The organism is Bacillus cihuensis, assembly GCF_000504145.1.
GTDB lineage: Bacteria > Bacillota > Bacilli > Bacillales > DSM-1321 > Peribacillus > Peribacillus huizhouensis.
In genome coordinates, this window is sequence record NZ_KI632495.1 from 1,683,713 (window position 1) to 1,697,705 (window position 13,993).

The 13,993-nt window shown below is 35.2% G+C and carries 10 protein-coding genes, 2 pseudogenes and 3 riboswitches; of the genes and pseudogenes, 1 reads left to right on the plus strand and 11 read right to left on the minus strand.

Annotation, left to right across the window (positions count from 1 at the left end; all coding sequences use genetic code 11):
• Positions 1–125: 125 nt before the first annotated feature.
• Positions 126–228, minus strand: a riboswitch (SAM riboswitch).
• A gap of 169 nt (positions 229–397) precedes the next feature.
• A riboswitch (SAM riboswitch) is annotated at positions 398–514 on the plus strand.
• Positions 515–592: 78 nt separating this feature from the next.
• Positions 593–1,750 carry an acyl-CoA dehydrogenase family protein gene (locus V179_RS0113915; RefSeq protein WP_028392007.1) on the plus strand — a complete coding sequence of 386 codons (1,158 nt, stop codon included), beginning with the start codon at positions 593–595 and terminating at the stop codon, positions 1,748–1,750.
• 216 nt (positions 1,751–1,966) lie between these two features.
• Here V179_RS0113915 and V179_RS0113920 read toward each other — a convergent pair whose 3' ends face one another.
• The 11 genes and pseudogenes from V179_RS0113920 to V179_RS0113975 form a co-directional block, all read right to left on the minus strand.
• Positions 1,967–2,389 carry an HIT family protein gene (locus V179_RS0113920; protein WP_028392008.1) on the minus strand — a complete coding sequence of 141 codons (423 nt, stop codon included), beginning with the start codon at positions 2,387–2,389 and terminating at the stop codon, positions 1,967–1,969.
• Positions 2,390–2,939: 550 nt separating this feature from the next.
• Positions 2,940–5,255, minus strand: a complete 2,316-nt coding sequence (locus V179_RS0113930; RefSeq protein ID WP_028392010.1) for a putative bifunctional diguanylate cyclase/phosphodiesterase — start codon at positions 5,253–5,255, stop codon at positions 2,940–2,942.
• Positions 5,256–5,279: 24 nt separating this feature from the next.
• Complete coding sequence (locus V179_RS27955) at positions 5,280–5,849, minus strand: hypothetical protein (RefSeq protein ID WP_051404957.1); 570 nt, start codon at positions 5,847–5,849, stop codon at positions 5,280–5,282.
• Positions 5,850–6,174: 325 nt separating this feature from the next.
• The gene (locus tag V179_RS0113940) at positions 6,175–6,504 is read right to left on the minus strand and encodes a hypothetical protein (protein WP_028392011.1); all 330 of its coding nucleotides are present in this window, start codon (positions 6,502–6,504) and stop codon (positions 6,175–6,177) included.
• Between the two features lie 60 nt (positions 6,505–6,564).
• On the minus strand, positions 6,565–6,744 hold the full coding sequence (locus tag V179_RS0113945; RefSeq protein WP_028392012.1) for a hypothetical protein: 180 nt from the start codon (positions 6,742–6,744) through the stop codon (positions 6,565–6,567).
• Between the two features lie 607 nt (positions 6,745–7,351).
• Positions 7,352–8,077 carry a S1C family serine protease gene (locus V179_RS27960; RefSeq protein ID WP_051404959.1) on the minus strand — a complete coding sequence of 242 codons (726 nt, stop codon included), beginning with the start codon at positions 8,075–8,077 and terminating at the stop codon, positions 7,352–7,354.
• A 1,093-nt stretch (positions 8,078–9,170) separates the two neighbouring features.
• Positions 9,171–9,299, minus strand: a complete 129-nt coding sequence (locus V179_RS32480) for an anti-repressor SinI family protein (RefSeq protein ID WP_084552422.1) — start codon at positions 9,297–9,299, stop codon at positions 9,171–9,173.
• A gap of 14 nt (positions 9,300–9,313) precedes the next feature.
• A riboswitch (cyclic di-GMP riboswitch) is annotated at positions 9,314–9,395 on the minus strand.
• Between the two features lie 328 nt (positions 9,396–9,723).
• Positions 9,724–11,520 (minus strand): annotated as a pseudogene (locus tag V179_RS27970) (ABC transporter ATP-binding protein).
• Positions 11,521–11,587: 67 nt separating this feature from the next.
• On the minus strand, positions 11,588–12,001 hold the full coding sequence (locus V179_RS0113965) for a lasso peptide biosynthesis B2 protein (protein ID WP_028392013.1): 414 nt from the start codon (positions 11,999–12,001) through the stop codon (positions 11,588–11,590).
• A gap of 98 nt (positions 12,002–12,099) precedes the next feature.
• Positions 12,100–12,392: pseudogene (locus V179_RS27975) on the minus strand (lasso peptide biosynthesis PqqD family chaperone).
• A 530-nt stretch (positions 12,393–12,922) separates the two neighbouring features.
• A complete protein-coding gene (locus V179_RS0113975; protein ID WP_034301648.1) occupies positions 12,923–13,960 on the minus strand; it encodes a lipid II:glycine glycyltransferase FemX in 1,038 nt (345 codons plus the stop codon).
• Positions 13,961–13,993: the final 33 nt, after the last annotated feature.

Below are 13,993 nucleotides of genomic sequence, written 5' to 3' on the forward strand. Positions count from 1 at the left end.
CTTATCCGCAAACTCGGATTAAAAGAAACGAAATAGGTTTCTCAGACTCCATTCAAAGTCATAAAAAATCCCCTTCTTTTACAAGAAAAGAAGGGGATTGATTGCCATACGAAAGCATACATCCCTTCTTATCTTTCAAGCATTTCGCTCGATGGAATTGGCACAGTACTAAACTAGTCTGTTGCCGAGGTTTCACAGGGCCAGTCCCTCCACCTCTCTAGATAAGAAAAACATTTTCATTCAGCTATTTACAAAAATATACATGAAGATTAAAATTATGTCAAATTATTTTTAACAATTAAAATAATAATTATATTATGAATTTTTCATAACTTTAGTATTGACAATTATTAGAATTCCATTTAATGTGAGGCTATCAAATAGAATACGTAACAAATTCTTATCAAGAGTCAGGGGAGGAAGTGGTCCTACGATCCTGCAGCAACCATTTATCCAAAGTGATAAGTAAAGGTGCTAATTCCAGCAGACAGTTCCAATGTCTGGCAGATGAGAAAGAGCAGCTAAGAAACAAAGTCCTCTTTCGTCAGCGAATGAGGACTTTTTTGATGTTAAGAAAATGGAGGCAAATGTTATGACCATTGTTCATCAGCAAATACCCGTCAACAAAACGCAAGAAGGACGAATAAAACAAGCAAAAGTATTAGCAGATATCTTTAAAAAAAGAGCAGCTAAAATCGACAGAGAGGGCGAATTTCCCTATGAAAACTTTGAAGATTTAAAGGAACAGGGCTTCTTAGCACTCACTGTTCCGAAAGAATATGGTGGTGCTGGAATTGATTTATATGAATTTCTATTCATTCAGGAAATCATCGCACAAGGTGATGCACCAACCGCTCTTTCCCTTGGCTGGCATCTAGGCTGCATCCTTGAGGCAGCCGAAAGAAGACACTGGAAAGAAGAAAGCTTTGCCAAGCTTTGTCAGTGGATTGTTCATGACAACGCCCTGATCAATGTGGCACAATCCGAACGCGCAACGGGGAGCCCTTCCAGAGGCGGGATTCCCACCACGACTGCCATCAAAGAAGGCAACGGCTGGCGGATCAATGGCGTTAAATCCTTCACCTCCATGGCCGTCGCACTCGATTATTCAATCGTCACTGTCGATGTCAATCAAACTGGCAAGAAAGGCTTTGTACTTGTTGATCATAAGCTGGAAGGTGTGTCTGTGGAAGAAACATGGGATAGTATTTCGATGCGGGGCACAAAGAGTGATGATCTGATTTTAGATCAAGTCTGGGTAGAATCGGATGCATTATTGGTACAAGAAGAGCTTAATCAACCCCATCCGAATGGCTGGTATCTTCAAGTACCTGCTGTGTACATTGGAATCGCCCTTTCTGCAAAAGAGTATGCTGTATCTTTCGCATCTACCTATCGTCCTAGTACACTGCCAGGTCCAATTAGTGATGTACCGGACGTAAGAAGAAAAATAGGAAAAATGGAACTAGAATTATTTAACGCTCGGGAAGTGTTATTTTCTGTTGCAAGAAAATGGATTGAATACCCTGAGAAACGGGCGTACATGGGTTCAGAACTAGCCGCCGTGAAATATATTGCAACAAACAGCGCGAATAGAGTCGTAGATTTAGCGATGAGAATTGTTGGTGCAAGAAGCCTTTCTGCCGAATCCCCCCTACAGCGCCACTTCCGGGATGTTCGTGCAGGTCTTCATAACCCGCCGACAGATGATGCGATTGTATACAGCCTAGCCAAAACTGTGTTAGATTGAAGAAGCGAGGGGACGGTTCTCATGTCTCCCTTCCCCTATGCTTTCAAAATTTTTGCAGCCTGGCGTTGTGATACCTCTTCGATTACTTTTACTTTTCGCAACACTTGATTTCTTTTTAACTGAGGCGAATTCTTTACTTGTACGGTAAATAAAAAAACAAAAGATGCCCCATTCGGTGCACCTCTTATTTTACAAATTTCTTTTCAACGTTTGTTGTTAGAGATATTTTTTAATGCTTGCGATCATGTCCTTATATTCTTCTGCTTTTAAGTATGTTTTACCTGGGTTCATTTCAAAGGTGGAACCCCATTCGTCTTTATCTTCATACTTAGGGACGATATGCATATGCATATGATGCATTTTATCACCATATGCCCCATAATTAAGCTTATTTGGTTGGAAAGCTTTGTCCAAAGCCTCCCCTACTTTTTTTACATCATTCATAAATGCCGCCAATTTATCTTGATCGAGCTGAAAAAGTTCTTTTACATGATCCTTATACACGACATTGCATCTGCCCGTATACGTCTGCTCTTTAAATAGAAAAACAGTAGAAACATCCAACTGACAGATTTCAATCATTAAGTTGTCGCGACTTTCATCCTCCATGCAATACATACAATCTTTATTACGCTCCATCACCCTCAGGTCCTCTCATGTTAGAAAATTCTAGACTTTCTAATTATATCACTATCATTTTCCTTTTGTGTTTTTTTATTAGTAAGGTTCCTTTGGAAGCAAGGATTAACTTCTATTTAATGGAGCGATTTTCTCTGAACTTCGAATAAATCTATTACTTTTTGCTCGAACAAATCTTCAAGTGCCTCTGTTCCTTCCTTCTCAACAAATAACAGATGCAACTTCTTAAATGCAAGGTGACGGTTCTTATGAGAAAATTATATATGTACAAGCTTTTAGTAATCGAGGTCACATCTATAAATATTAACAAGGCAAGATTATTCTAAAAAAGACCTTTCTGAATGAAAGTGCCCCTCTGTCAAATAGACTTTAAGCCTGAACCCTATTTTCAAATGGCTCAGACTGTTTCTTGTTTTGACGTGTTTCTTCTATTATATACGGATACTTTGTAAATCTCTTTTGACTCCTTTTTACCCCTAATTCTTTCACGCTTTTATCAGCGTCATTCCTATCATGTGGACTGAAAAGGAGCAAGCGAACCGCCCGTTGCTTACAGTAATTTTTCAAAATCCTCCACACATACAGGGCGGCTGAACAAGTACCCTTGAAACTCATCGCATTGTATTTCTTCTAGAAATGATTTTTGAATGTTATTCTCTACACCTTCAGCAATTACTTGGAAGTTCAAGCTTTTCGCCATTAGGACAATCAATTTCACAATGGCTGCATCTTTTTCGCTATTCTCTAAAGCAGAAATGAAGGAACGGTCTATTTTTAGGCGATCAATTTGAAATTGGCTTAAATAATGGAGCGATGAATAACCTGTTCCGAAATCATCCATGGCTATTTTAAAGCCCATTTGTTTTAACAAGTTTAATTTAGCTATGTTACTCTCAATTGGACCCATCGCGATACTTTCAGTAATTTCTAACTCGATTTGATTTGGATCGGCTCCGGTTTCATTGATAATCTTTGAGATCATTTCAATAAAATTATTTTGCTGAAATTGTAAGGAAGAGATATTCACGGCAATTCTTAATTGAGTAAACCCTTTTTGACTCCAAAAAGAGGACTGCTCACATGCTTTCCGTAAAACTCTTTCTCCAATTGGCAAGATTAGTCCCATTTCTTCGGCAATTGGAATAAAATCTGATGGAGGTACTAGCCCATAGCCAGGTCTATTCCAACGTATCAATGCTTCTGCACCAACGATTTCTTGATTGATCAAGGAGATCTGTGGCTGGTAGTATAAGATAAATTCGTCCCGCTCTAGAGCCTTTCTTAATGAAGTTTCTAACTTTATCGTCGATTCCATGCTCATTGAACCATTGTAAATTTCACAATCATTTTTTCCTTTTTCCTTTACTTTGTACATGGCCGTATCTGCTGCCATCATTAAAGCATCTAAGTCATCCCCATGATCAGGAAAAATAGACACCCCAATACTCGGAGTAATATTAAGTTCAACACCCTTAATATAATAGGTCTCTCTTAAGGTAGTTAATAGAGATCCTGAGATGGCTTCTATCTCATCGATATTTGTATTTTCGATTAATAATGCAAATTCATCCCCGCCTAGTCGACAAACAAATTGATCTTGATTTAGACAACTGATTAATCTGCTTCCTACTTCTTTTAATAAAAGATCACCATAGGAATGTCCAAGACTGTCGTTAATTTGTTTAAAGCGGTCCAAGTCAAGCATCATAAATGCCATTCGCTGTTGCAACTCATCCGAATTGCTGATCGCTTGTGAAAGTCTTTTCTCCATAAATCTACGATTCGGTAACCCAGTAACAACGTCATGTAAAGCGATATATTCCATAGAATTTAGCGTTTCTACTAGTTTATCCGTTCTTTCCTTGACTTTCCCTTCAAGGTCTTCATTTAATTGATTTAAATCGTTCACTAATTTGTCATTTTCTAACAAAGTTAGGATTTGTCTCAAAATGGCTAATAATATGGTTAAAAACAGACCTAGTACAACAGGATGAGCTTTGTACAACAAGGAAATGAAATAAATGGAAAGGATAAGAACACCCAAGTAAGGAGTAATAATTTTTAAAAAGTGACTTTTATTTTTTCTTTTTTGATTGATGCTAGTCTCTTTCTTTGGAGAGGGAACATAATGGATTCCAGCTAAACCTATTAAGAGAATGGATAGAATCCATAATGGTTCATTGATACTTCCTACAGAGTATATATTCATCACCTTTAAATAGATAAAAATACTATCTGCAATAATCTGTGTTAAAAAACCAGAAACGAAAAGGAATCTTGTCATTTTAGAGAAAATGCTACCTGATGCGAAAAAAACACTTAAAACCCCTACGAATACACCTAAATCTAAAATTGGATATAGTAACTCCGCGATATTTACCATCATATTGGTATGTTGATGGATCAGTGGATTAATTAAAAAGATCCAACTAAATGTAGTGGCTGCCGTCATAACGATTAACAAATCAAGAAAGAACCGAATAGTGAGCAAATGGCTTTTTATTTTATTCAAGATAATCAGGAGTGCGATAAAATAGAAGCCATTTTGCAAGATCCAAAATCTCTCAGAGATCGTATTGGACGCTCCATCAAGATTAAGAATAAATGCATTGTAACTCCAAATCAACGTTCCAATTAGATAACTCAGAATTCCCAATCCAAGAAATAACCAAAAACTTTTTGAAGTCTTAATAAAAGTATAAATCAGCCATCCAATGGATGTAAGACAAGCAATGATTTGAAACGACACTGCACCCCAATCTAATAATGGCGGATTGTTTTGAAACATGATATTCCAAAGAAAGTTAGAAAGAATAAAAAGCGCGATGAAAGTATAAGCCAATTTCCTGGTTTTAAGACTGTCCATTTGTTTCTCCATTCTGGCTTTGCATTACCTTAATATATAGTTCTTTTTATGTTCATCTTGATTACTATTTAATAACCAAGGATACTTTTCCTTATGTTGATACAGATCTTCAGGGTAAATAACAGCTGGGATTACATAATCCCCTTTATAGTAGATTTGTTCACCAACAGACTCCAATGGAAACTTATAAATCATTCTTAGTGTCTTATAGAAAACCCTCTCAAGTAAAGCGACACAACAACTGATTTCATGTTGTTCCGAATAGTGAACAAACACCGATAATAGTCTTTCTAGATTCTTTCCTCTAAATTGTTTTAAGATGGCAACCTTATCAATTTCTATCACCGATTCTGGATTATTTTTAATCGATTCAATCTGGTGAAAGGGATACACTGTGTTAATATTATTATTCGGTTCTAATAGATATGGCTTAAATTCTATCGTTCCTACTTTTTGATCTTTTGAATCTATGATTATGTATCGATCGGCTGGACCATCTTCCATTTCCAAACCATATCCTTTTTCAAGCCAACACTCTATCCAAATATTATTAAATTGATTAAACAAGGCTAATGAATCTACTTTTATATACAAGATATTTTCCTCCAATTGACGAATGTAGTAAATTATCTGACCAAAATAATTATACATATAATCAGAAACTTATTACCACATAAATCCAAAGGTCAGAAAAATAATATAAAAGTATTTAAGAGTTATTAGGAACATACTGAATATTATCTATATCTGCCATATCAACAAACCAAAAAGACAGAAAGCATCGATAGGGCATCTGTCTACTATAAGCTATTCTTGATGATGAATTGTAACTTGTAATAGGAAAACCCTTGAAATGTAGCCCTAGTTCTTTACAGCTCTATTATACCAAATTTCGAGGGTTATTCTTTTATTTTTTATTTTACTCTTCACCATTGTTTTGCCTTATGTTTAATAGAAAAGAAGAACCTTTAAAACTTCTATTCTTAAAGTATTGATTAGTGACTGGCACAGAAAATTGATTTATCTTGTTATACCACTCTTTCATAGCTACATAAATTTGACCAGCTCGTTCTACGCTAGTTCCAAATTCATCAGCCGCATTTGTGGAACTTGTAGATAATCTTTTTTTGATTATTTTCGGTACAGATTTCTTTTTTTGTTTAACTTCATTCGTACCCTTACCACCAGCACCCTTATTCCCATCCACTTTCCCGACTACAGCACTCTCTACCTTTTTCGCAAATCGCAAATTGGTTTCCTTAGCATCATCCACCACTTCGCCAACGGTTTTATTGTCTGAGAGCTTAACTCAGTTATTAGTGACGAATTCCAAAACAGGCAATTCATAGTTTCGAATTTTCTTGCCAATTCCTTTTGTAAAATCTTTGACCTGTGAAATGGAATGGCTAATTGAATCTGTAGCTTTCTTGGCAACGGCTTTTACACGATCGGGATGAAGGACGTTTTTGACTTTCGTCAAGCCTATCACGACATCATCACCATAATGGCGTTAATCCATTTTATACCTTTCATGCCCCCTTTCCGGCTATTACAAGTGGGCCACCCACTATAGTATGCTTTAGCGTCATTAGGTGTCTGTAGTTTAACGTTTCCATATAATAACTGTAAGGACACGACATAATGTTTTTCCAATCTTAACAAAAAAAGCTTTGCAGAATTCTCTGCAAGGCTTCTCTTTCGCGCATTAAAGTATCAGGATTCAGGCACCAATATTTAAGATTTTACTATTCTCCTTCACCGTTCAAACCATTTCCTTCAATATTTTCATCATTTGGGAATGGGGCTTGATATAGTGCGGGATCCTCATTTTCGATAGGTTCTTCATATTCCAAGAAATCTTCAGTGTCAACGGGTTCATCGTATTCTTCATAAGTTTGATAGTCCTCTAGTTCTTCATACCCTATAGAATCATCAGTTCTTTGGTAATAGGAATCATCGTCAAAAGCATCTTGGGTATAGGATGAGTCGATCTCTTCATCGCTTGGATTCTCAACATATGTATCTGGTTCTTCTTCACTATATTCTCCGCCGTCAAAATACCAATCTTCCTCATCTTCCCAAAGGTCTTGGTAATATTATTCACCGTATTCATTATAAAACAAATCGAAAATCTCTTGTTCAGTAAGCGGCTGTTCAACCCAGTCTTGAAGAATGCTATAAACATCCTTGACAGGAATACTAAAACCAATCGCTTCTTCACCAATCATTTTTGCTGAATTAATAGCAATGGCTTTTCCACTTTTTTTAGATAATAGTGGTCCACCACTGCTGCCAGGAGAAATGGCTGCTGACATTTGATAGATGTTTTCATAAGAGCGGTTTCCAATGTAAAAATTGCGACCGACTCCGGTTATGTATCCTATTGTTGCCGTATTTTCAAGACCATGCGGACTTCCAAGAGCGATTACTTCTTCTCCTATTAATGTCTGGTTTGAAGTTTCAAGTGCCATTGACTCCTTGCCTGCCAACTCCGGAACACGAATAATGGCAATATCAGTATTGTTGGAATATCCAATTACCTGACCGCCGTATTCACTTCCATCTGAATTCTTCACAATTGCCTGGACATATCCTTCAACCACGTGAGCATTGGTTACAATATCGCCTTTATGATTCATCAAAAAGCCAGATCCTTGAGCTGACTCTGTGTAAATTGTATACACTTTAGTTTGCTGTTCTGCAATAACATCCGTAATGTCTTTTTTACTCTCTACCTGTGCCTCAGTCTTTTTAGCTGGTAAGACAACAGGTTTAGCTTTTTCTTCCATTACTTGTTTCACAGGCTCAGTTACTGTTTTCATTGACGCTATTCCTGGTGGTACAACATACTGAAAGTAATAATAGAGCGACAAACCCAACGCCAATATGCTAAAAAAACTTAATGTAAGTAAAAAAGGAATGACTTTAGATTTTTTTAGCTTTTTCCCGCACGTTGAACAATAATTTGAGGAGTTTGCTATCTTTTCTCCACATGATGAACAATGCATATTTCCACTCTTTTCATATAAGTCTTTTATACTAATTATATAGAAAATTATGGATTTAGTCTAGGGGTTAATAGACTAGTATTTAATAAGTAATATATGATGATTGGCACCCAAATCAAAACTATACAAAAAAACAACTACCGTTTTAACTGGTGCAGCTGCTTTTAGACCTATCCTATTTCAATATAGACGTTCGTCCCTACGTTTTGTCACGATCATCAAATTTATCATAAAATAAGCGTATAGCCCCACCTACTTCAGACTAGTAGTTCGTAGTTGCACGCTTATATTCCGGATAAAAAATTCAAGAAAACCAGCAAGACCTTGACTTTGGACACTTACCTCATGGCCACCATAACTAAAAACAACCCATGTTAACATATTCTCCAAACTAGTATGACCTTCGAGATACTTTCCTAAAAAGGGTTGGAGATTCTGTTTTTCATATGGTTGGGATGAAAAATAAAAAATACAAGAGGCCCATAGTAGAAGAATAGCGAATAGAATGCGCTTTTGGTTCATTGGAATAAATTCCTCCAATTGATATAATAGACAACCTAATGTAAATGTGAGATATTCCGAAATCAAGTGAAAAAAATAGCTCATTATTTTAAATTTTCTTCTGGATTAAAATGAAAAAGAGCATCTGAATTAATGCCCTTTTTTACAAAACTATTTTTAGTGTATAAAACATCTACCTTGTATGTACCTGTAACAAATTGATAAGTTAGCAAATACTTTTATATTAATTATTACCCATAGATTTTGTAACATTCCTTTTAATACGCTCATAATGGAAAGGAGAAGCTCGTTACAAACGACGAGCCCTTATGACTACCAACGAAAAAAGAGGCCAGTCATCTTCCAAAATAAACCAACCTATTTTTCTCTCATTCAATCATTGTTTTCAGCAAGTCATTCTAGTTTTAGTCATGTTGTGGATAAAATTTCGCACCTCTTCAATAGATAAGCCTAAATTTTTCGCTTCTAAAATTAACTCCATCCATTCTGCTTCGTATACTACTTGCTTACTCATATACTCACCCGATTTGTGGCAACACAGCCGTCATAGCATAGCCTTAGACCTGTAATTTTGCGTCCCTATTTTTCAATAGGTTTGCTTTTCTCAAAAGTAATGTAACACTCTATTAATCCCTTACAATACCTAGTTATAAACTCTAATAAAATCATTACCAATATGTAGTTTGAATACTTTAATCGCAATTATATGTAAGAGTGATCCTATTTCCTTCCCAGTAATCTTAACAATATCTTTACATAATATTAACTATACATTAATAAATATACCAATATATTCTATTATTTGTAATCATTGTTTTTCTAAAAAATTTGACATTTTTCGACATTACTTCCTTAAACGCCATGGGCCAAGAATCTCTTCTGGTTACAATACTTCTTTTTTTCTTTAATGGTACTACAATGTATACCTCCGAATCAAACTACCCACTTACTTCCATTTGGTTACCAAATAGATGGCTAAACATCCCTCTTTTTTCTTTCGTTAATTGGTTATATGCCCCTACTTGGATTATTTCTCCTTGGTCCATAACTACCACTTGATCCGCATTACGAATGGTAGATAAGCGATGAGCAATGACGATGATGGTCATCGTTCCTTTTAGTCTTTCTATTGCAGCTTGAATCTTTGCTTCATTTTCTGTGTCTAATGCACTTGTTGCTTCATCGAGAACAAGGATGGAAGGTTTACGTAAAATAGCTCGAGCTAGTACAAGACTTTGCCTTTCTCCTCCAGATAACCTAATTCCACGATCGCCAATGAGCGTATCCAAACCTTGAGGTAGCTTCTTTACAAAATCTGCTGCTGCTGCGAACTCCAGTGCATCCCAAAGATACCTTCGCTCGCATTCGGTTCAGTGATCATTAAATTATCTCGAATAGTTGCATTAAATAGAAATGGATCCTGAGGAATATAACTAATCGATTTCCTCAAAGATAGTTAATGATCCTTAGTTAGAGGAACATCATCGATGGTCACTTCTCCCTGTTCTGGTTGATTTAAGCCCATCAATAGATCAAATAACGTACTTTTCCCAGCACCTGACCGCCCTACGATTGCTGTCATCTTATTAGATGGGATGTCGATATTAATATTTTGTAGTGCATATGTATTTTCACTTGTTTGATACCTAAAAGAGACATATCGACAAGATAACCCATGCTTAATCTCGATTGGGTTTACATCTTGATAATGACGATTAAATAACTCTCTTGCTTCTAAACTTTCATTTTGTAAATCTAATAACGCTTTTAAGGATGGAACAATGGCTCCTAGTTGCTCCAAATTAGTCTGGATCCCCGTAATCATTGGCCATAGTCTTGAAAAGATAACAAGAATTAGCATTAATTGAGCTCCCTCAGCTTTAAACATTTGGATGGAAAGAAACACAAAAAAAGCAATTAAAAAAGAAGAGGCTACTTTGAAGACCATTTGTGAGAATGAATTTAATGTAGTCATTTTAACTCGATTATGTTCCATTTCTTTAATTAAAGGAAGAAACCAATTCAGGTGAGATTCCTCTAAAGAATTACTTTTAATATCTTTGATCCCGTTAAAATGATCCGTAATTCCGCCAAGATACTTCTGATTTAATAAATAGGATTGCTTCCCTAATGTCTTAGACCTTTTGACGAACTTTCTAGAAAAGAGAAGCAGAAACATTCCAAAAAATAAAATTAAACTAGTCATACTTACCGATAAATAAAAGGCCACACCAATCTGAATCGAAATAAAAATGAAAGAAGATAAAAATTGTAAAAACAATTGGACGCCAGCACTTACATTAAATATCTCGTTTGTCATTAAGTTAATGATATCCGATTTTCTCTTCTTTAAATAAAATCCCCAGTTTGCTTGAAGTATCCCTCTATAGGTCTCTTCTCTTAAATGCCTAATAAAACCTTGTTGAATCTTTGCTCCTAAGACCGATTGATTCTTCTTAAAAATACTTTGTCCCATCATTAGGAGGACATAAATCCCTAATATGATGATGAAACAGTGTTTCAGGAATACCTTGAAATAATTCGTTTATCCAGCTTACAAATGTAATTTCCTTTGTTTTAACATCCAAGATTCCAGTTAACCCAACTAGAGGGATTAACAAGAAAATTCCGACACTTTCTAATAAACTAATGAAAATCATACAGATAAGATTGATATAAAGTATTTTTCCTGAATACTGATGAATTTGCTTTGTAAAGTGCAAAAGATGTTTCAAACTCATATCCTCCTTTCCCTTAATCTACTTTCTCATTATCATATGATAATGTGAGCTATTGATCGTGTTATCCGACCTTATGAACATTCATTTCTATAGCAAATTTAGCAACAACGGTAAACCTATGCATTACTTCAGCACCTGATATATAATACGGACCACTACGTAACCAGGCATGGGCAATAAGTTCCCCTTTATCGTCTTTAGCTGTGCCTAAATAAAGTGTGCTTTCAATGTTTCTTTTCTCCAGCATTTTCATTCCAGCAATGGCCTTTACTAGGCATTCACTTTCCCAAAATGTATAGCGACTCATCAGATGGATAGCACGAGAAACACTAGCTAATACTTTTTTATTCGATAGATCATCTGAATTAGATGTCTCTTGCATTTGCTTTCCTAAAGAAGGAGCTACTTTTGCAAAAGGGATACTCTTCAAAAAGCGAGCCCATGCTAAATATTGATATGCTTCAATCAACAACAGCTTCGTTTTCTTATCTAGCCTTACAAATGATCACACTTTCTTCAATATGTTCATCCTGTCCTTCTAGAGTTTGAAAATGATGATAACTAGGAATGTGCTTAACCTTCTATCTTAATTAATCCTTCTTCAAGCAACTGGTCCAAAAAGGGGTGAACTTGTTCCTCACACTCTGTTTGCTCGACATCATATTGAGACTGTAATGTTGCAACCAACTCTTCGATTGAAATTGGATTCTTGATTAAACCCATATTTCTCCACCTAATTCACCTAAATTATAATACTTCCCGCTCTGGATACATAACATTACTGTTTCTCCATCCATATCACTTACGATATTTCCTTCCATTTGGCTAATTAGATGGTTTTGAGTTAATTCTTTAGTTTTTAACATATACATTCCCCTTAATTTATTCGATACTACTTTATCATTAAAATATTATGCAAAGTTAAATGCAAAAAATCTTTTATAAAACAAGCCTTTGGAATTCAATTTTACATAATAATTAACTTTCAATTTGATGAACTAGGATACCTTCTCTTCTCAAAAGTAGGGCAGAGTTATATCCCGATTATTTCCAAGTTTATATGAACGCTCAAGCGCCATTATTATACCAATCATGCATTTTCGAAATGGACCATCAACAACTGCATTGCTTGATCATTTGACCCATCGCTCGTATATTCACATAGATAATGGCGAATCATACCGATCACTTCAAAATATGAAGAAACGAGAAAACGGAGAAGTGTAATCGAGCGTGCGAGGTGTTAGGGCGTGCTTGCCCCTAACACCTAACTCCTACCACTAATGGGAGTTAACATTCATAAAGTGGCTCACTTTTGAAGTGATCGCTCTGGTTCAATTTCATTTTCGACCATAACAATTAGTATGCATTCATGCTTTAAACGGAGAAATTCGGGTTATTTTTTTATTCTATAAATTGGAAAGTAATTATATTGACCACTTAATGAATCATCATTCATAACAATCTTGGATAGCTCATCATAAATATTAACGTTTAGGATGTTTTTACACATATAATAATTAAAGTGATTATCATTTGTAAATGAGGTCTTAAATTTAAAAAGACTATCATTTTCCTGGTATCCACCACCCAAATGGAGTTTTTTTAACCCTAAGGATTTAGAAAATTCTACCATAGCATCAAATAGTAAATTATTTGGCCTTAAAGATAGATATTTTGTTTTCGAAGCACCTAAATGATAATGGGCAAATTCCTTTCCAATTAACATTAATACACCACCAATAATCTGCTCATTATGCCTTGCTAATAAAAGATATGATTTACTTAATAATGTTTCCTCCATTTGGCGGTAAAAATAAGAGCTATTAAAATAGTAATAGCTTAAGGCATTGTTCCGATCCATAGTTTCATTATACAGATCCATAAAAATTTCAATGTCATCTTTATTGTTTGATACAAAGACTTCAACACCTTCTTTAATTGCTCTTTTAATATTTCTTTTATTATTAGATGTGTAATTTTTTCTGATTTCTTCTAAAGTAATAGTTAAATCTACTGCAGTTGTTTTGCGAATATAATCAATTTCCATAACCTCTTTAATGTATTCATCATTTTTTATTAAAGGATGCAATCTAACAGTTTCAGTAATGATATTGTTATTGTTACAATACTGTTTAAAATGGTAGTAGAACTGTTTAATGACGCTTTGTTCCCCTTCTACTACTGGACCACCATATCCGTAAGGAGTGATTATATCAAAATACCCTTCCTTTATATCAATCTTTCTTTTAATATACGGATAAAAAACTTTTCCATTCTTGTTTTCAAAATAAACTGCTTCTGGTTCCCCCTCTTCTACATCTGAAAATAAGTTTACATATTCTTGTGAATAATAAATATCTAACTTGGGAAATTTCCCAATAGTTTCGCTCCAGTTATCATTTGGACCTAATTTTATCAATTTTTCAAACATTAAAGTTCCATACCTATTGAAATTCTCCATTAC